The sequence below is a fragment of the Flavobacterium sp. FlaQc-48 genome, assembly GCF_044007335.1.
Taxonomy (GTDB): Bacteria; Bacteroidota; Bacteroidia; order Flavobacteriales; family Flavobacteriaceae; genus Flavobacterium.
Map to the genome: position 1 here is coordinate 285361 of NZ_JBIPCR010000002.1, position 21149 is coordinate 306509.

14 protein-coding genes and 1 pseudogene are annotated in these 21149 nt (G+C 39.4%); all 15 read left to right on the forward strand.

Going from position 1 to position 21149, the window contains the following annotated elements:
- The first annotated feature begins 584 nt into the window (after positions 1-584).
- The 15 genes and pseudogenes from ACHRWY_RS04425 to ACHRWY_RS04495 all read left to right on the forward strand — a co-directional run bounded on the left by ACHRWY_RS04425 (position 585) and on the right by ACHRWY_RS04495 (position 21081).
- On the forward strand, positions 585-2012 hold the full coding sequence (locus ACHRWY_RS04425; protein WP_395352913.1) for an alpha-L-fucosidase: 1428 nt from the start codon (positions 585-587) through the stop codon (positions 2010-2012).
- Positions 2013-2043: 31 nt separating this feature from the next.
- The gene (locus tag ACHRWY_RS04430) at positions 2044-2985 is read left to right on the forward strand and encodes a hypothetical protein (protein ID WP_395352915.1); all 942 of its coding nucleotides are present in this window, start codon (positions 2044-2046) and stop codon (positions 2983-2985) included.
- A 143-nt stretch (positions 2986-3128) separates the two neighbouring features.
- A complete protein-coding gene (locus tag ACHRWY_RS04435) occupies positions 3129-5510 on the forward strand; it encodes a right-handed parallel beta-helix repeat-containing protein (RefSeq protein ID WP_395352917.1) in 2382 nt (793 codons plus the stop codon).
- 8 nt (positions 5511-5518) lie between these two features.
- Entirely contained in the window at positions 5519-8338 is a 2820-nt protein-coding gene (locus tag ACHRWY_RS04440) for a glycoside hydrolase family 2 protein (RefSeq protein ID WP_395352919.1), read from the forward strand.
- Between the two features lie 125 nt (positions 8339-8463).
- Positions 8464-9492, forward strand: coding sequence for a glycoside hydrolase family protein (locus tag ACHRWY_RS04445; protein ID WP_395352922.1), 1029 nt, complete (start codon positions 8464-8466; stop codon positions 9490-9492).
- Positions 9493-9560: 68 nt separating this feature from the next.
- Complete coding sequence (locus tag ACHRWY_RS04450; RefSeq protein ID WP_395352924.1) at positions 9561-11795, forward strand: glycosyl hydrolase family 95 catalytic domain-containing protein; 2235 nt, start codon at positions 9561-9563, stop codon at positions 11793-11795.
- A 31-nt stretch (positions 11796-11826) separates the two neighbouring features.
- Positions 11827-12939, forward strand: a complete 1113-nt coding sequence (locus ACHRWY_RS04455) for a glycoside hydrolase family protein (protein WP_395352926.1) — start codon at positions 11827-11829, stop codon at positions 12937-12939.
- Positions 12940-12969: 30 nt separating this feature from the next.
- Positions 12970-13140, forward strand: coding sequence for a glycosyl hydrolase family 95 catalytic domain-containing protein (locus ACHRWY_RS04460; RefSeq protein WP_395352928.1), 171 nt, complete (start codon positions 12970-12972; stop codon positions 13138-13140).
- Between the two features lie 120 nt (positions 13141-13260).
- Positions 13261-13479 carry a glycoside hydrolase family 95-like protein gene (locus ACHRWY_RS04465; RefSeq protein WP_395353208.1) on the forward strand — a complete coding sequence of 73 codons (219 nt, stop codon included), beginning with the start codon at positions 13261-13263 and terminating at the stop codon, positions 13477-13479.
- 19 nt (positions 13480-13498) lie between these two features.
- Positions 13499-14620 carry a glycoside hydrolase family protein gene (locus ACHRWY_RS04470; protein ID WP_395352931.1) on the forward strand — a complete coding sequence of 374 codons (1122 nt, stop codon included), beginning with the start codon at positions 13499-13501 and terminating at the stop codon, positions 14618-14620.
- A 130-nt stretch (positions 14621-14750) separates the two neighbouring features.
- On the forward strand, positions 14751-15629 hold the full coding sequence (locus ACHRWY_RS04475) for an aldo/keto reductase (RefSeq protein ID WP_395353210.1): 879 nt from the start codon (positions 14751-14753) through the stop codon (positions 15627-15629).
- 154 nt (positions 15630-15783) lie between these two features.
- Positions 15784-16305, forward strand: coding sequence for a carbohydrate binding domain-containing protein (locus tag ACHRWY_RS04480; RefSeq protein WP_395352933.1), 522 nt, complete (start codon positions 15784-15786; stop codon positions 16303-16305).
- Between the two features lie 257 nt (positions 16306-16562).
- The gene (locus ACHRWY_RS04485) at positions 16563-18479 is read left to right on the forward strand and encodes an alpha-L-fucosidase (RefSeq protein ID WP_395352935.1); all 1917 of its coding nucleotides are present in this window, start codon (positions 16563-16565) and stop codon (positions 18477-18479) included.
- Positions 18480-18729: 250 nt separating this feature from the next.
- Positions 18730-19050 (forward strand): annotated as a pseudogene (locus ACHRWY_RS04490) (L-rhamnose mutarotase); the annotation flags it as partial.
- A 144-nt stretch (positions 19051-19194) separates the two neighbouring features.
- Positions 19195-21081 carry a glycoside hydrolase family 98 domain-containing protein gene (locus ACHRWY_RS04495; RefSeq protein WP_395352937.1) on the forward strand — a complete coding sequence of 629 codons (1887 nt, stop codon included), beginning with the start codon at positions 19195-19197 and terminating at the stop codon, positions 21079-21081.
- The last annotated feature ends 68 nt before the right edge of the window (positions 21082-21149 follow it).

The following is a 21149-nucleotide window of genomic DNA, read 5'->3' on the forward strand; positions in this document are numbered from 1 at the left end:
TAATTTATTGGCAGTAAATTTCCAATTTCTTAGATAGTGTCTCAATTAGTAGTTTTTGATTCAATGAAGGATCTTTGTTGGATCATTTCTGAGAATGGGAAATGGTTTAAAGTTAACATAGAGACCGCTTAGGGCTTTAGTGTCGCTGATTTTGAACTAGTTTTAGTGTGGATGGAAAAAAAACGTTACGGCTGCGGCCGATAGACGCTGCATTACCAAGCAAAGTAAACTGTTTATCCACATTTTGAACTGGCCAAGCAGGGCATATTGAAATTAACTGCATAGAAGTTAAAAAAAATAAACGTAGCTATTCTGGCAAACTCAAAAACACCAATAGATGGTATAGCACTTTGTGGACGGTATTTAGGCGAAACTTAAGTAGAAGACAGTAGATACGCAGACTTCGGTGATTAGGTTCAGGGTATAAATTATATAAAACCTAATGGGAAATCTGGTATTAGGATTTAACTAAATATTGCAGAGCAGTATTGCCTATAAGGGAGCTGTGAAAAAATAAAATTACATAAGGGTAAACTACCGACAATCAGGGCGTTTTTCTTACTTATTAAACTAAAAAATATCAAATGAAAAAAAAACTTATTCAATTTTTTTTGCTCTCAGTGCCTTTAGCTTTTAATGCACAAGTGATCAGTAAACAAAAACAAACTGAGCCACAATTTAGCGAAATGACAACACTAGAGCAATTTGGCGGACCGGCAACAGGATCTTATAATCCAACAAAGGAAGAGAAAGAACGAATAGCATGGTTTCGTAATGATAAATTTGGCATGTTCATTCACTGGGGCCTATATTCAATCATGGAAGGATACTGGAAAGGGAAAAAAGTTTACGGAGGTGAATGGGCACTGAAAGGACATAAACTTCCCATTGAGGAGTATCGTGAGCTCGCTAAAGAGTTTAATCCAGCAAAGTATAATGCCGATCAGTGGGTTTCTTTAGCAAAATCTGCAGGTATGAAATATATTGTTGTAACAGCTAAACATCATGATGGTTTTGCCATGTTTAAAAGTACTGTTTCCTCTTATAACGTTGTTGATGCTACCCCCTTTAAGAGGGATGTTATGAGGGAATTGAAAGATGCTTGTGATCGCCAGGGAATTAAGTTCGGAGTGTATTATTCCCATGCACAGGATTGGAATGAACCTGACGGATATGGCAACAATTGGTCCTTTAATGGATATAAAGGGGATATGGATGCTTATCTTAATAATAAAGGGTTGCCACAACTTGCCGAGATTTGCAGAAAATACCAGCCGGCTGTAATATGGTTTGACACTCCTGGGGCTATGACCTTGGAACGAGCCCAAAAAGTAGCAGATTTGGCCCGCAGTATTACGCCAAATGTATTGTTGAGCAATAGGATATATACGGGAAAGGACAGCAAAATTGGGCGTCTTTGGGATTACTCGAGTGGAGGTGATAACAAGGACTATCCATTATATTCGAAAATACCTTGGGAGTATTGCGGAATTATGAATAATAGTTGGGGTTATAAAAAGTGGGACACCGATTTTGTTCCTACCAGTGAGCTGATTAATGTTCTTGTTAATGCCGTTTCAAAGAATGGAAATTATCTTTTGAATATAGCTCCTAATGGTGATGGAGAGATCACAGAACCCTACATAAAACGTTTACAGGAGATGGGTGGATGGCTTAAAGTTAATGGAGAAGCCATTTACGGGTGTGGTGGTACTGCTTTTGGAACTGAGTTTGGTGAGTATACCCAAGTGGATGGCAAAACAAAATTCGTTTCAACTCCTGCTCCTTGGCGCTGCACTACCAAAAAAGGTAGCGTATACATTCACATTTTGAACTGGCCAAAAGATGGCCAATTGAAATTACCTGCATTGAAGTCAAAAATAAAAAATGCAGTTTTCCTTGCAGATACAAAAGCTAAGATAGAGGTGAAGCAAACAACTGACTTCACAGTCCTTAAACTCCCTAATAAGGCGCCGGATGACTTGGTTTCGGTACTTCGGTTGAGTATATAAAAATGTGAGCTGTAATTTTATATTCTACTCTATGAAAAAACTTCTTTTTTTAATAGTGCTCTTGTCAAATATTTTATGCTTTTCTCAAAGAATCACAGTGAGAGGGATTGCTTTGGACACTACCCATGGGCGCAATTGGATAACTGTAATTTTGAACGATACTTTAGCAAGAGCCTCTAAAGACAAATCATTCAAATGGGAGCATTACGCTAAGCTTTGCAAAGATTCTAATTTGGTAGTGCTCGCTAAAAGTGATGGAAAATTTGAAATCAAAGCCAAAAAGAGTGATTCACTGTTTTTTCAATCCTATAAACATATTTCTAAAGTGTATTGCGTAAAGGACCTTTTAAAAATGGGTGAAATAAAAATTCTGCTTGAGCCAGAGGTTTGTGAGCCATACATTGCGTGCAAGGATACAAAACCCAGTCACTTTGTCTTTATTGGTGAAAAGATAAAGGTAGATCGCGGGAAAGAACAAAATATATGTAATGTTATTTCACTTGACTATAAATTTAATGCTCAGTACAAAATTATCGAAAAACTATACGGAAACTTTAAAAAAGACACAATAAGCTTTATTGCTTATGATCACTACGGAGCTCCGGGTTTTAGCAATTATCAAAACGTATTGCTTTTTGTTAGCGAATATTGTAAAGAATGGATACATCAAAAGTACCAATTTTGCAATGTTTACCCAACAAAAGTTAATAAGTGGGCAGCACCGTATCAAACTGCTGACTATTTAAGACTTGACTCCAATTCTGTGCTTAAGCCTGAAATAATAGCATTCAGTGTACCTGTAGAAATAGACATCTCTAAAGCATCAAAAGAATGGATAGAGAAATGGTACCCAGAGCCCTATTACAATGTTAAAAATGGAAAAGCGATCGCTGTTTATGGCAATTATGTAGAGGAGTTGATAGAACTTAAAAAGCAAACAGTACTAAAAGAAAGAAAAATTGAATTAGAATAAAACGAGAGACAGCATAGGGTTCAATTTATGCCCAGGCGATGTGAATCTCGTTCTTTTGTTGCTCCAAGGAGAAACAGATGATGAAAAAGCAAATGTATTGGCAATAAGCCTGAAAAGAGATCAATAGAAATATATATTAAAAAATGATGATTAATATTTTATCAAAACAATGCAGAGTTATTTACGGATCACTTGTGCTTTTTTTTAGCATTCTAAACAGTGCCAGCGCACAACATAATTCCTATTATGTATCTTTAAAAGGAAATGATAAGAATAACGGAACAATCACTGCTCCTTTTAAAACTATTGAGAAAGCTTTAGAAAAAGTAGGCCAATCCAAAAGCAAAAGCGTAGCCATTTATATAAGGTCGGGTAGATATCACCTGAAGAGAACCATTGAAATTACTCCAGCGGTGCTAAAAGATCACTTTCTTACCCTTAGTGGGTATCAAAATGAAAAGGTGGTATTAACCGGTGCAATTCCCGTCGAGACGGTATGGCAACCTTATAAAGGCAAGATTTTAAGGGCTAGTATCGGAGAAGGTAAATCTGTAGATCAGTTTTATGTAAATAAGGAAGTGATGCCCCAGGCAAGATATCCGAATTTTGACAGTAATGCCCGGGTGTATAATGGAACCGCTTCCGATGCTTTTAGCAAGGATAGAGTTAGCAAATGGGCTAACCCAAAGGGTGGGTACATACATGCTTTACATCAGGGAGAATGGGGTGATTTTCATTACCAGATAAAAGGTAAAGATAACAAAGGGGAGTTGCTCTTAGAAGGGGGATGGCAAAACAACAGGCCATCGAAAATGCATAACAAATACCGGTTTGTAGAGAACATATTCGAAGAGCTGGATGCACCGGGAGAATGGTACTATAATGCTGATGAAGGAAATTTATATTTCTATCCCCCTGAAGGGACAAATTTTGCCAGCGCTTTAACAGAAATTTCCGTCTTAGATCAAATCATCACAATTTCGGGAACTGCAAAGGATCCGGCAAAAAATGTACTGATCAGCAATCTGGTATTTACAGGGACAAACAGGACCTTTATGCTGACCAAAGAACCGCTCTTAAGGAGTGACTGGAGAATTTACCGCGGTGGGGCGATCCTTATTAAAGGTGGGAAAAATGTCAATGTCGAAAAATGTGAGTTTGAAAATTTGGGCGGAAATGCTGTATTTGTAAGTGGTTTTAACCGTCAGGTAGCCATTAAGCATAATTACATTCACCAGATCGGTGGAAATGCTATCGCTTTTGTGGGAGATACAAGTGCAGTAAGATCAGCATCATTTAAATATGAAGCGTTTGTACCGGTACCCCAAATGGATATGCGGCCTGGACCAAAAAATGACTTATATCCTAAAGATTGTTCAGCAGAGGACAACCTGATCCATGCTATTGGCAAAATTGAAAAGCAGGTTGCTGGAATTGAAATTAGTATGTCCATGAACATACAAGTAAGTCATAATACCATTTATGATGTACCACGAGCAGGGATTAATGTTGGAGATGGTTGCTGGGGAGGGCATCTTATCGAGTACAATGATGTTTTTGACTCCGTGAAAGAAACCGGGGACCATGGCGCATTCAATTCCTGGGGCCGTGACCGCTTTTGGTTACCTGCGGTATCAGCTGTTGATTCTTTGGTTGAGAAAAATCCTGGGATACAGTTTTTAGATGTCATTGAGCCGATAACACTTAGAAACAATCGTTTTTATTGCGCCCATGGATGGGACATTGATCTGGATGACGGAAGTACAAACTATAAAATCTATAATAATGTATGCCTTAACGGAGGATTAAAACTTCGTGAAGGATACAGCAGAATTGTAGAGAATAATGTTTTGGTTAACAATACTTTTCATCCTCATGCTTGGTATAAGAGCAGCAAGGACGTTTTTAAACATAATATTGTTACTTCGGGATACGCTCCTGTGAGGATAAACGATTGGGGTACTGATGTGGATAACAATTTCTTTATACAAAAAGCAGGACTTTTAGGTGCACAAGCCAGGGGTACTGATCTAAATAGTAGAAGTGGAGATCCTTTATTTGTTGATGAAAAAAATGGGCTTTATAATGTAAAACCTGGTTCAGGGGCACTTTCAATAGGTTTTAAGAATTTTCCAATGGATAATTTTGGAGTGACCAGTAAATCCTTAAAGGCCAAGGCCGCGAGGCCTTTTATCTCTGGCATTAAGTTGTTGGAACCAGAAAAGGCGGGAGAGATAGTGTTTTGGAATGGCGCCTCGATTAAAAATGTGGAATCCCTTGGTGAGCAATCGGCAGCAGGCTTACTTGATAGAGATGGCATCCTGATAATTAAAGTTGAGGCTGAAAGCTTAGCCTACAAAAGTGGATTGAGAGAAGGAGACGTGATCCGCTCGGTAAATACTAACCCGGTGCTGAATGTAAAAGACCTGATAGTTGCAGTACAACAGGTGATGTGGAAAGGCAAAACAATGGCCAGCATATGGAGAAACCAGCAACCTGCTGAACTAACACTTATTCTTAAATAAATATAAATATGTTACTAAATAGATTTTTATTGGTAATACTCTTAACCGTTTGTGGCCTTGGGATAACTTATGCCGGTGATTTCACCGATGGAGAGCAAAGAATTACCTTAGACGGCATCTGGAAATTCAAGACCGACCAATTGGATCAGGGGTTGGACCAAAAGTGGTATCAAAGTAGTTATAATGATGCTTACTGGGAGGATATAAAAGTTCCGGGAAGCTGGGAACTGCTCAACCAGTATGCAGAATATTTTGGCAAAGCCTGGTACCGAACAAGTTTTGAAAGCCCTGAAATTCAGAAAGGGAAGCATGTATTCTTGGAATTCGGAGCTGTGAGCATGAGTTACCGTGTGTTTTTGAACGGTCAGGAAATAGCCAGCGTAGAGGCTGGTAATTATGTGGAACGTTTTGAGGTAAGTTCATTGTTGAAGAAAGGTAAAAAGAATAAACTTGCCGTTTTGATAGACAATACTATAGTTTTTGGGGCCTATACCAATTGGGGAGGAATTAGACGTCCAGTAGTGCTGAGTATTGTAGATCCTGTATTTGTTCAGCGGCAGGAAATTATCAGTACGCCCGATCTTGCCAAAGGTACCGCACTGGTAAATGTTAAAGTATTTCTTCAAAATGTTTCGGATTCGGTTCAGTCTGTATCAATTATGTCAGCTATCAACTTTAAGGGAACTATTGTAAAGACTACTGCACCGTCTGTGGTAAAATTGCCTCCTGGCACCGTTGTTGAAAGTTTAATTTCTTATAAACTGAACAGATCGCAAACTAAGTTATGGGATTTTGATCATCCTAATCTTTACCAATCAACTCTAACAGTAATTAAGAAAGACGGATTTAAGAATGGATATAGTGATCGGTTCGGAATCCGTAAGATTGAACTGGTGGGCTATCAATTCAAACTCAATGGAAAATCGGTACGTCTTGCCGGTTATAACTGGGTTGCAGATGATCGGACTTCCGGTAATATGCTTCCAGAATGGCGGTATAAACAAGATATAGACCTGATGAAAATGGCTGGCGCTAATATGGCCCGTTTGTCTCACCGTCCACTACCAGAAGATGTAATGGACTATTTGGATGAAAAAGGAATATTAAGTATTTCAGAATTCAATAACTGGTCTCCTTATTTGACTGCCGAGGCAGAACAGCCAAAAATATTTGCTAAAAAATTAATTGAACAGCAGTTCAATCATCCCTCGGTTATTGGCTGGAGTGTGGGGAATGAAATGGGGAATTTAGTGACTCATCCAAAGGTAAATGAATATGTATCAGGTATTATTAAGTATATCAAAACCAGCCTTGATCCGAGTCGTTTTGTTTTATATGTATCCAATACAGCCGATTATCAGAATAATGATGCCGCGCAGTATTGTGATTTTATTATGATCAATAAATACACAGAGGGCGAGGGGTTTGAAAAAGCTGTAGATAAACTCAAAAAGCGCTATCCAGATAAGCCTGTTTTTATGTCTGAATACGGGGCGTATAAAACGAACCTTTTATACGGTACACCAAACAATACCAGTTGGAACTCTATGCTTGTGGATAAAGTTACTGCTAAGGAAAATTTGTTTGGTTATTCGGTATGGACATTTAATGATTACAGAAGTTTGTATAAGGCTCCTAACTTGGAAACCGCCACGCCTATGCACCAAAACCGCCAATGGGGTGTTATAGATGTTTATAGAAATAAGAAACGAGCCTATCATCAGGTGCGCCGGTTTTACGCGCCGGTTAAGAATTTAAAAGCTGAGTTATCCTTCAAGGATAATAAAGCCACAGCTTCGGTGAGTATATTGCCGAGGGCAAAAGCAGACATACCCTCGTTCGAGTTAAAAGATTATTCGTTGCTGTGGGAGCTCAGATCAAAAGATGAAAAAACAGCCGGAGGAGGTATTATATCTTTACCTGAGATTTTGCCAGGCAGCGGTGAATTGAACAAGACCTTTGAATGGGAAAAAAACAGCAACGCAGCTTTTTTGAAAATTGCATTGCTATCTCCCACCGGCTATAATGTACTTGACACTGTAATCCATTTAGTGCCACCGCCAGCTCCGGTAATCAAAGAAATATTAAAAGCACCAGGCGAAATCCGGGTGGTATTTGACAAGAACGATTTTACGGATGAATATTTTTTGCGCTATAAGCAGGGTGGGCAGCAAAAGGAGTCCTATTCAACTATTGACCACTATATAGATATTGAGGGAGTAAGGCCAGGGGTTCCATTGGAATTGACTCTTGTTGCCCGTAATACTGCAGGTAAAAGTAATTCGAAAGTGGTGTCGGTTAGTACAGAAAATGGCTATCAAAAATTACCACCGGTAATTTGGCAGGTACAACCTGATGATGGAAAAGTACATATAGGCTTGGGGTATACTTACTCAGATTTCTACTATACGGTGAGGTATGGTACTGATTTGAATGATAAGAGTTCCTGGAAAAGCATCAGCTGCAGGGTGTTTGGAATGTTTCATCTCGAAGGATTAAAAAATGGTACCAAATATTATATTCAGGTAGCTGTTGCACCCCAGGGGTTAGGTCAAAAAGAACTTTCGGTTTGGAGCGAAGTAATCACCACAACCCCTTCATTAAATGCATCAACAGGAACACCTGAATTGAAGGGTGTAATCACAGAAGGAGAATCAGCTGTATTTGTATGTAAGCCAGCTACAAATGGCTCTTTTTATAAGATTCGTTATTTACTTAACGGACAGCAGAAAGAGCTGGAGGTAAACAGATCTGATTTTGATTATGTAACCATAGCTATACCAAAAAATGCAAAAATAAGTGATGCCAGACTCGAACTTGTAAGATAATCTGCAAATAGTGGATTTGCTGCGCTGCATAGGGAGCATTTCCGTTTTTTTTTGGATGATAATGGTTCCTACAGTTGGATTCAATAATGTATTTTAAATAAAAAACAAGATATAAATTTTAAGAAATGAATAGACTTTTTTTTACAGTTTTAATCTGTTGCTCTTGGTTGGTGTCTTTTTCACAAGATATCAATTTTAATCAATGGATTCAAAGGGTACCTGCTAGTGCTAAATTTACTGATCCTGGTTACCAGGTTTGGTGTGCAAGTATGATCAAAGGGGAGGACAATAATTATTATTTGTTTTACAGCCGCTGGCCGGACAGCCTGATACACAACAATTGGGTAACAGATAGTGAAGTTGCGCTAGCTGTTGCTAAAAACCCACTTGGTCCTTATAAATTTTTAAAGGTGGTGTTGCCAAAGCGGTCGAAAAAGTATTGGGATGCTGATGTGACGCACAACCCAACGATACATAAATTTGGTAAAAAGTATTATCTCTATTATACAGGGAATTATGGTACCGGCGAGTTTTGGGACAACCGGAATCACCAACGCATAGGTGTTGCTGTATCTAAATCTATTTTGGGCCCCTGGAAAAGACCTGATAAGCCATTGATTGATATTTCTCCTGGATATGATTCCTTAATGGTGGCTAATCCTGCAGTGACCAGACTTAAAAATGGTAAATATGCGATGGTTTACAAAAGTGTTGGCCATGGTCCCGCTCCTTTTGGAGGGAAGGTTAGCCATAGAGTCGCGTTTTCGAGTAAACCTGATGGTAAATTTAAAAAACTTCCTGAACCAATATTTATGAAGGAATCGGTTAAGTTTGCTGCTGAAGATCCGTTTATCTGGATTCAAAATAATAAATACTGGGCACTGGTAAAAGACATTCAAGGTTCTTTTACCGGACAGGGACTCTCGGTAGCCTTATTTGAGTCTGATGATGCCATCAACTGGAAACCAGCAAAAAACGTACTAGCTTCCAGAATAGAGATACCATGGGTCTCTGGAATTGAGAAAGTTACTCGTCTGGAAAGACCTCAGCTTTATTTTGAAAAAGGTATACCTAAGGTATTTTTTGCCGCTGTAATGGACAAGCAGAAGAAAAGTTTTATAGTGGCTATTCCACTTGATATAAATAATAAATAATAATTATTAGAATGAAAATAAGTAAAAATTTTAGCAGTTTTTTTTATATGGCTGCCTTATTTTTTTGCGTGACACAGTCAAAAGCAGCAGATAGAAAAGGCGATCCGGGCAATGTCCTATGGTATAACAAACCTGCTGCGGTTTGGAATGCAGCTTTGCCATTGGGAAATGGGAGTTTGGGAGCTATGGTTTCTGGTGGGGTGGATGAAGAGCATATTTATCTGAATGAATCGAGTATGTGGTCGGGGCAATACCATTTTACCGATAATAAAGAAATGCCAGGTAAAATTGCCGAGGTCAGACGTCTGTTATTTGAGGGAAATCATGCAGAAGCAGAAAGACTCTCACAAAAATATTTTACTACGCCTAATGATCCTCGCTATGGAGCCTATCAACCTTTGGGCGATCTTTTTATTCGATTTTCGCCACTTGAGCAACCTGTAAATAATTACACCAGATCACTTGACATTGGTAATGCAACCAGTGAAGTGAAATTTATCTCTGGTAATACCACCTATACCAGGTCTTACTTTATTAGTGCGCCGCAAAAGGTAATGGTCATAAAGCTTGGCAGTAACCAGAAGGGAAAGATTAGTTTTGAACTGGAGCTCAGCAGGTCCAAAGGGGCACAGGTGATGACAAAGGGTAAAGACGGACTTGTTCTTTATGGAAGCAACGATTTTGGAGGTTCGAAATTTAACAGCTATTTAAAAATCATACCGCGAAATGGTAGTTTAACTACAGAAGGTACAAAATTGCGTGTAAAGGATGCAGATGAAGTTTTGATCTTGCTTTCTGCCACAACAACATACTGGGAGAAAGACCCGATGTTGAGTTGTGAACAGTTAATTAGCAAGGCTTCAGCAAAAAGCTATCAGGACTTATGGTCAGCCCACGTAAAAGATTATAGATACTATTTCGATCGTGTAAAAATAGATTTGGGGAAATCCCAATACAGCTCACTTCCAACTGATGAGCGACTTTTAAAAGCGAAAGCGGATAATGATTTAAATGCCCTTTATTTTCAATACGGAAGATACCTGTTGATATCGAGTTCCAGGCCGGGGGGATTACCTGCCAACTTGCAGGGGATCTGGAATAAGGATTTCAAACCAGCCTGGTTTAGCGATTTTACTATCAATATTAATTTTGAAATGAATTACTGGCCTGCAGAAGTCACCAACCTTTCTGATCTTACAGAGCCTATGTTTGCACAGATTCAGCGAATGTACCCAGCAGGAAAGAAGTCTGCCAGGGAACGTTATGGCGTAAATGGATGGGAATTGAGCACCAGAAGTACGCCTTGGGGAGTCAATGAGTTAAGGGGAGGGGCAAACTTGCTCTTCCAGGATGCAGCAGCATGGCTATGTACGCACATCTGGGAGCATTATCTTTATACAAATGATATCAGCTTTCTTAGAAAAAACTATCCTCTGATTAAAGACGCGGCGGTATTCTATAATGAATTTTTGATAAAACACCCAACAAAAGGATGGCTGGTATCAGGTCCTTCATCCTCTCCTGAAAATAAGTTTCTTGGCAGTGATGGAAAGCCTTATTCGGTTGATATGGGAACAACGATGAGCACCCAGATTATCTATGATATTTTTTCTATCAGTTCAAAAGCGGCATCAATTTTAGGCGTTGATTCAGATTTCTCCAGACAGATACTTGAAAAGCGTGCCCAGCTTGCCCCTATGCAGATTGGTACAAAGGGGCAGCTTTTAGAATGGATAAATGAGTATACTGAAGTAGACCCCCAGCACCGTCATGTCTCTCATTTGTATGGACTATTTCCTTCTAATCAGATTTCTTTGGAAAAATCCCCTAAACTGGCTGCCGCAGCTAAGCAGACCCTGGCCATGCGTGGTGATGGAGGGACTGGCTGGAGTAAAGCCTGGAAAACCTGTTTCTGGGCCAGATTATTAGATGGCGATCATGCCGTTACATTGCTGAACGAGACCTACATGAAAAATACATTACCCAATTTATTCAATTCGCATCCACCTTTCCAGATTGATGGAAATTTTGGAAATACCGCTGCCATTGCTGAATTTTTGATGCAAAGTCAAAATGAGGAGATTGTACTTTTACCTGCCTTGCCATCAGCCTGGAAAAAGGGATCTGTTAGCGGACTGGTCGCCAGAGGTGGATTTGTTCTGGATATATTTTGGGATGAAGGTAAATTGAAAAAGGTGAAAGTCTTCTCCAGAAATGGAGGAGAATGCAAACTCCGATACGGTAATAAAACTTCGACTATTAAAATTAAAAAGAGTAAAAGCATTAGTTTAAATACAATATAAGATATAACTAAACCAAATTAATAAAAAAACAATGAAATCAAAAGATACTACTTTTTTAAGGCTTATGGCTGTGCTACTGCTGGGGCTTGCAAAGCCGGTATTTGCTCAAAGCCAAAGTACACCAGATATAGATATTGGGGCTATGGTGCGCCCGGTGCCGAGCAATGCTGTGTTCTCTGAGAAGGACTATTTTGTCTGGTGTGGTTCTATGATTAAAGGTCATGATAAAAAGTACCATCTGTTTTATTCCAGATGGCCAAAAAAAATGGGGCATTATGCATGGGTCACAGATTCGGAAATTGCCCATGCTGTGGCGGATCATCCAAATGGGCCTTACAAATTTGTCAACGTTGTTTTAAAAGCAAGGGATAGGAAATACTGGGACGGGTCAACCACGCACAATCCTACTGTTTTATTTAAAAATGGCAAATATTACCTGTACTACATGGGTACTACAGGAACCGGAAAAATCAATTATCCACCTTCTGCAAAAGACGATGCCTGGTGGGAATATAGAAACAATCAGCGAATTGGTGTAGCTGTTGCCTCTGATCCTTCGGGCACCTGGAAACGGTTAGATAAACCCGTTCTGGACATTGGCGATATAAATGCCTATGATGGCGTGATGGTTTCTAATCCTGCTGTAACTTTTAGTAAAGACAATAAAGTAGTACTTGTTTATAAAGAGGTTGAAAAAGGTAACAGCTTCAAAGGGGGAAAAGTGAGGTTTGGGGTAGCCTTTGCTAATTCTCCGTTTGGCCCATTCAAAAAGGAAGCCAAGCCCATCTTTGAGCTTAAAACAGCGGAAAAAGAATGGATGATAGCAGAAGACCCTTATATATGGTTTCAAAATGATTTTTATTTCGCTATAGTAAGGGATGTGATAGGGAAATATACCGGGCAGGAAGGAGCATTGGCTCTATTGGTTTCTAAAGACGCTAAAGATTGGCAGGCGGCAAAGCATCCACTTGTTGTTGGTAAAACATTTAAATGGGAAAATGGAAGGGATAGTGGAACCAAGCTAGAACGTCCACAGCTCTATTTCGAAAATGGAATTCCAAAGATTTTATTTGGAGCAATGGACGATAATACAGAAGGCCCCCGAAGCAACTCAGTTAATGTTAGGGTTCCGCTTAAACAATGACACTTTGACTAAAGTGCCCAGTTTACGCTTATGCAGATTGGTTCAAAGAGGCAGCATTTAGAATGGATAAATGAGTATGTGGAAAAAGAACCCGAGAATCGCCATTTACCTCATTTATACGAATTATTTCCATCAAACCAGGATCTTTACAGCAATGCTCCAAACTTGTGGCTACAGCTAAGCAGACCCGGGTCATGCTAGATGATAGGATACTAGCCGGAGTAAAGCCTGGAGGACCAGTTTTTGGGTCAGGTTATTAGATGATGACCATGCACTGAAAATGCTCAATGTGACCTGCATGAAAAATACACTGCCCAATTTATACCAGCATTTCAATCTGCCTGGAAAAAGGGATCTGTTAGCGTACTATTCGCCAGAGGTGGATTTGTTCTGGATATATTTTGGCATGAAAGTAAATTGAGAAAGGAGCAAGTCTTCTGCAGAAATGCAGGAGAATGCAAATTCCGATACGGTAATAAAACTTCGACTACTAAAACTAAAAAGAGTAAAAGAATTAGTTTAAATACAATATATAATTAGACCAATTAATAAAAGACCATTGAAATCAAGAGATATTAAGTTTTTAAAGCTTATGGCAGTGCTACTGCTGGGGCTTGCAAAGCCGGTATTTGCTCAAAGTCAAAGTACACCAGATTTAGATATTGGGTCTATGGTGCGCCCGGTGCCGAGCAATGCAGTGTTCTCAGAAAAGGACTATTTTGTCTGGTGTGGTTCTATGATTAAAGGTCATGATAAAAAATACCATTTGTTTTATTCCAGATGGCCCAAAAAGATGGGGCATTATGCATGGGTCACTAATTCGGAGATTGCACATGCTGTGGCGGATCATCCAAATGGGCCTTACAAATTTGTCAACGTTGTTTTAAAAGCAAGGGATAGGAAATACTGGGACGGGTCAACCACGTGCAATCCTACTGTTTTATTTAAAAATGGCAAATATTACCTGTATTATACCGGTACTACAGGAACCTCCAAAATAAACTATCCTGCATCGGCAAAAGACGATGCTTGGTGGGAATATAGAAACAATCAGCGAATTGGTGTAGCTGTTGCCTCTGATCCTTCGGGCACATGGAAACGGTTAGATAAACCCGTTCTGGACATTGGGGACATCAATGCCTCTGATGGCGTAATGGTTTCTAATCCTGCTGTGACTTTTAGCAAGGACAATAAAGTGGTACTTGTTTATAAAGAGGTTGAAAAAGGTACCAGCTTCAAAGGAGGAAAAGTGAGGTTTGGGGTATCCTTTGCTGATTCTGCGTTTGGCCCATTTAAAAAGGAAGCCAAGCCCATCTTTGAGCTTAAAACAGCAGAAAAAGAATGGATGATAGCGGAAGACCCTTATATATGGTTTCAAAATGATTTTTATTTCGCTATAGTAAGGGATGTGGTAGGGAAATATACAGGGCAGGAAGGAGCATTGGCCCTATTGGTTTCTAAAGACGCTAAAGATTGGCAGGCGGCAAAGCATCCACTTGTTGTTGGGAAAACATTTAGATGGGAGAACGGTCAAGACAGTGGAACCAAGCTGGAACGTCCACAGCTCTATTTCGAAAATGGCATTCCAAAAATTTTATTTGGAGCAGTTGACGACAATAGCGAGGGTCCGCGGAAAAATTCTTATAACGTAAGAGTGCCACTTAAAAAGTTGGAGAAATGAAAACAGTAACCTGCAAAATTGATATTCCTGCAGTTATAGTCGGAACAAGCAGTCTGGGGAATTTGTACGAAGCACTTCCTTATCAAAAAAACTTGCTATAGCCGAACAATACTTTAAGCACAGCTCTGGCATCCCGGTTTTTAATACGGCTGGAAAATACGGTGCCGGGATGTCTCTTGAGGTATTGGGACAATGTCTTACAGATTTAAATGTAGATCCTGATCAGGTATTGATTAGTAACAAACTAGGCTGGTACCAAAGCTCACTAGAAACTCTAGAGCCAATTTTTGAGAAAGGTATATGGTGGAATTTGAAGAATGACGCTATCCAAAAAATCCGTTACCATGGCATTATCGATTGTTTTGAACAAGGAAATCGACTGTTGGGTAAATATAATGCTTGGTTGGTTTCTGTACATGATCCTGACGAATATCTTGAAACAGCTGTTGATGAAACGGATCCTGAAAAAAGCTTTGAAGATATTTTGTCTTCTTATCGCGCCCTAAATGAACTTAAGCTTGAGGGAAAAGTTAATGCTATAGGCATTGGTTCTAAGGACTGGAAGGTAATCAGGCGTATCACTCAGTGTGTCGAACTCGACTGGGTGATGATTGCCAATAGTTTAACGGTGCACTCGCATCCAAAAGGATTAATCACTTTTATAGCCGAATTAAGCGAAAAGGAAATTACGGTAATCAATTCAGCAGTTTTTACGGGGAGGGGGCTGATCGGCAATAATTTTTATAATTATAGCAAAGTTGATCCTGAAATAGAAAGCGGACGGCAGCTACTGGCTTGGAGAAAGCAGTTTGTCGCATTGTATGAGAAATTTAGCACTAGTCCCACGGAAGCCTGCTTCAATTTTGGTTTTAATGTAAAAGGGATTTTGGCCGTTGCTTTAAATACCAGCAAGCCAGAAAAAGTTAAACGTAATATTGATATGGCAACCAAGGAAATTCCCCAATCGTTCTGGGATGCTATGGCGACCAATCACCTCATTCAAATTTAAATCTCAAGCAGTGGGTGAAAATACTTAGTGTTCCACACCTAGAAATTTTGAATAGTAACATGTAGACAGACCCTAGTGGTCGAAGTTCACGGTATTTTAATTTAAATGAGCTCACTAAACCAAAGAAATAACTAATAATATAATCAAGTAAAACATGAAAAAAAGCATCACTTTAACAACACTCCTATTTGCAGGGGGTCAATTATTCGCCCAAGAAAATCTTCTAAAGGTAAATGAGGGATTTGAAACAGGGAAACTAGGTTGGTACATCCCTAGTGACCAAGCCAATAAGCTATTGATTACAGAAGAAGCTCAACATGATGGAAAATACGGTCTTAAAATTTTAGCGGGTAATGGGTCCACTAAATTTTATACACAGTCATCGACTAATCAAACTTTTGCAATTCAATCAAATAAGAAATACAAACTGGAATTCTGGATAAAAACACTGCAAAAGGGGCATGATATAACCTTGGAAGTTTATAGTGAAAATCAGCCAAGATCCGCTCAGGATGTGAAGGCTTATTTAAATATGAAACCAGTAAAAGAAGGGGAGTGGCAGCTATCAGAGATAGAATTCAACGGATTTGATAGTCCTAAAGCAAAGTTTGCTTTATCAATAAATAAAGGACAGTATCTGCTAGATAGTTTTAAGCTGATAGAAAAAAAAGATTAAATATAAGGACATCAGATTAAACCTGGTGCATCATAATCAAAAAAACACTATGTATTTGAATTTTGATTTCATAGTGTTTTTTACAAGCCATTTGTACTGACAAACAAGTTTATTGTTTGTATAGATAAAAAACGCAAAGGCTACGAAGCAACTCTTTTAATGTTGAGTTGCAATACAAAGCATAGAAGAGGGCTAAAGCAATGTTATGACGTTCTTCAGGCTTGCAAACTCATTCAAATTTAAGACCGGATCACTATATGAAAACACTTGTGAATAAGTCCTCAAAATTTCGAATATCAAAAAATAGAAAAAAAATAAATGTAAAAGGAGTTGCACTCTACATTAAACTAAATCTAATTAATATGAATTTAAAAGGTAAGTCCAGGACACTTAATATGTTATTTAAGCTGTTACTGGTACTAGGATATGCAAATTTCAGTTATGCACAAGATATGAATGAAATGTGGGACAGCAGAGTATCTGGTAAAGAAAACCCAAACGTGCAATGGTTTAGAGACGCTAAGTTTGGAATGTTTATCCATTGGGGTCTGTACTCTAAACTAGCCGGAGAATGGAAAGGGAAACGTTATTACGGCAGTGGAGAGTGGATCATGCACAAGGATCAGGCTAAAATATCTGTTGCTGAATATGAAAAAGTGGCACAAACATTCAATCCGGTTAAATTTAATGCTGATGAATGGTCGCAACTGGCTAAAGATGCCGGTATAAAATATATGGTGATTACCGCCAAACACCACGAAGGCTTTGCCATGTATGATTCTAAAGTAACGGATTTTGATATTGTAGATGCCACTCCCTACAAGAAAGACCCAATGAAAGCCCTTGCAAAGGCAAATGTGAAACGGGGAATACCATTTGGATTTTACTATTCTCAGTTTACCGATTGGCATGAACCAAATGGTGGAAGAAATTCCTGGGATTTTGATGAAACCAAAAAAGATTATCAGAAATATTATCGTGAAAAATCCATTCCCCAGATCAAGGAACTCTTAACAAATTACGGCCCACTGGGTATCGTATGGTTTGATACGCCTGGAGGCATGACAAGAGAACAAACACAAACATTTGTAGACGAGTTGAAAGCACTCCAGCCCAAAAGCTTGTTTAGTAGCCGAGTGGGGCAAGGCTTGGGTGACTATAGAGATTTTGGGGACTCAGAAGTGCCTCCGGTACCCATTAAAGAGCCATGGGAATCCGTATTTACACATAATGACTCATGGGGTTACATCAAACATGACATGAACTTCAAGACACCTGAAGAAATCATCAGGCTTTTGGCAAATGTTGCCTCCAAAGGCGGTAATCTTATGCTCAATGTTGGGCCCGATGGAGAGGGAAGTATACCGGAATACTCGGTCAAGTTTTTATTGGAAACAGGTAAATGGCTGAAAAAAAATGGAGAAAGCATATACGCGACCACCTATGGCCTTATTCCTGCACAACCTTGGGGTGTAAGTACCTCCAAGCCTGGCAGACAATATTTACATGTGTTAAACAGACCGGCAAACGGCCAGCTGTTGATCCCTGATTTTAAAGGGCAGATAAGTAAAGTATACAGTCTTGGTGATAAGAAAACCGTTTCTTGGACAAAGAAAGGTAACGATATCTGGCTAGCATTGCCTAAGTTCGATCAAAGCGCGAATGTGGTTTTTGTAGTGGAATATACAGGTGAAATTGAGGAATATGATTTAAACGTACCGGTTACAGTTTCCAGTCAGTATAGCAAAAATGTTGTGGAAGCTATTTTTGCATCAGTTAAAGGGAAAGCAAAAGTTTCTAACCTTGACTACAGCCATTATTATGGGGATTGGAAACATACCATATGTGTAACAGGTTTAAGCGACAGTACAGATCAGGCAGATTTCAGCATTCGGATTGTTGAACCTGGAGACTATAAAATATCGCTGCAATATTCATGCTCAGAGGAAAATGCCAAAAGAGAAGGAAGTATGAGTGTTGATAATCAAGAATTCTTGTTCCGTACACTTCGTACTTCCAAGTATAACAGCAGATCGCCACTAAATCTTATAGACCATAACGTAGCGACTAAAAGCTTTTCGAAAGCAGGGATTTATACAATATCCATCCGCCCGTTGCAAAAAGGGAATGAGCTTTTTAAACTGAAATCTGTTTTACTGGAACCGGTTAAATGACCTGGCGTCTTGTAGGTTTTCTGGGCCTGCAAGCATCAGGTGCCAGCCGGGTAGGTCTGAACAGGTAACCGGGGCAAGGATAAAGGTATGGGTAACCCTAAAAAGGAATTACCCATACCCTAGGTTGTAATAATGTTTTAAGGGAATTTGAAACATGGTTAGACCCTAAAAGAATGTGCTTGTTAAGGATATGGTTGAACTAAACAAAATATAAATTATGAAAAGACAGTAAGGTAAACGATTTTGCAAAACTATGGAATTGATTAACAACGAAAGTTTAATTAAAACCTATAAAAAATTACACGAAAAAGGTGCGGCCTGGCCGGAAATTACCAAAGGAATGAAGGAAGTAGGGATTTTGGATATGGAAATTTATCTATTGGGTAACCGACTGTTCATAATTATGGATACTGTAGCTGACTTTGATCACGACCAGGCGATGAAAGAACTCTCTGAAAAACCAAGACAGAAAGAATGGGAAGAATATATGTCGGGATTTCAGGATGCAGCAACAGCTGCTACCGCGGATCAGAAATGGAGGTTAATGGAGCATATTTATAAAATGGATTGAAAATGTAAAATTTTAGTTGGTCCATAGACTTAATCAATAGGGGTTGAAGAATCAGCAGAAAAATATGCTTTACTGCTTTATGATTACTTCCATACTTGTTTATGAAATTATTACTAATCAATGGTTTAAATTATCGAATAATATATGATTACTAACAAATCTAAAGGAATAGTACTGCTTTTCTTTTTAGTTATGCTATGTTCTAGCGTACTAGCCCAGAACAAACCTGAATTCTATTTAAGGGGAGCGCTGGAAATGTTTAGAAAAGGTAACAAAACAAATGCACAACGGATTGAGATCTTGAAAGCTTTGATCCCACAGGATGTCAGGGAGCAGGTCATTATCTCACTTGCAGCAAACTGGGGCTGGTATTACACCCAGAAGCCTTATGATTTCAGTTCATATAATGGCGATGGCTATTTAGACCTCTGTAAGCGGGTTGACAGTACCGGAATTAAGTATGTCGTCAGCATTGGAGAAGTACTCAATTATATCAATTATCCTGACCCACCGGCTCCGTTGGTGCCCGGTGATAGAAATTCATGGCATTTGAAACCTAATCAGATTGATAGTCTGTTCAAATATACAAAAAACTGTACGGGCATTGAGTCAGGCGAAAATTTCTGGACCTATAATACCACTACGGCCAAAGAAGTTATCGCTTTGTTGAGGGTGTGTAAGAAGTACAATAAAAAATATATCCTGGGTGAAGGGGGCTGGGGATATAATAGTTTTATGCGTTTTTTTTATGATTACTATACAGAGCTGCATGACGAGGGTTTGGGTAAGTATTTACAAGCGACATTCAAGAACACGAAGCCTTATGGTGCCCTGGTGAGCCAGGGTGCGTTATTAGGCAGTTGGGTCACGGGAATAGTCGGCGACTTTGGGACTTGGAACGATGAATGGGCCTGGACCTACAGCTCTTTTCAAAATGCAAACGAATTTCCTGCTTATAACAAAAAAGACAATAACCATAAAAAACTTCCTTTTACTTATTATTTAAAAAGCTGGTTATTAACTATCGCCATGGGTGGGAAGATTAACTTCATGGAAAGCTCAGCTTTCAGTAAGCTTGGCGTCCCGGATCACAGTTATACTCACTACTTATACCCCTTTATAAGAGGGCTTACCGCGCACGATATGCTTCCCGGAAAAGCTGCGGTCTTATCCAAAGTCAAGGCGATCGCCAATCCCTACGGAGGGACATATAGGCTCTCCGATGGAACATCAGCCGCTTACACCGGCTCAAATCTGATGACTTACAATTATAACATTGTTAACTACAAGCCAGCAGGCGGAACAAATGCGGAGCCCTTTGCCCGTTTGTACAAAATGACAACTGGAATATGGGCTGATACCAGTTACACCAATACTGGGGTCACAGATAAATATTATGGGGCAGCATTTTCAGCTACCGGTGTCAAACTACTACCGAATTCTTTGATAAGGGAACAGTTCCCCAACAATCCACGCTACCTAATAATCCCGATTTTGCCGCATCCAAGGCTTGCCGAAGAGGTGCCTCGCGGTGTGGAAACCGTTGCTTTGAGCAGCTACCAGACGGACGTGAGTTTAAAGAAGAAGTTCGAGTCGCTTTATCCCCCTGTTGCAGCAGGCAATGATGCCTGGGCAGTGGAAGTGGATAATAGGTTCTTTGTGATCAATAGCAATGAGAATGCGGACATCGACCAGAATTTTGTATTTAAACTGGCAAAGGCCGGCATCAGATCCCTTTCGGGTACCATGCCTTTTCAAAATATCTTGTTTGGCAAAAGGGAAGCTGCAGGTAACTACTGGTTCCAGTCCAGCGGATATGCTGCAAACGATGGTAAAACAACAGGACAAAAGTATATCTGCGTAGAAAAGAAAACCATCTTGCATTTCAGGGCGGACCGCATGCCAACGATTAGGGTTGAAGATGGAAAAGATGGTTCTGTGACGCAAACATGGAATTCCATTACTAAAGTTTTAACACTTACAATCAACCATGAGGCTGGAGCCGTGAATTTTTGTGTTGTTTTTAAATAAAGTACGCTAACTGAAATTATCTGTCCTATAATTTTCGAACATTTCCTCAATCTGGGGACACTGTATGA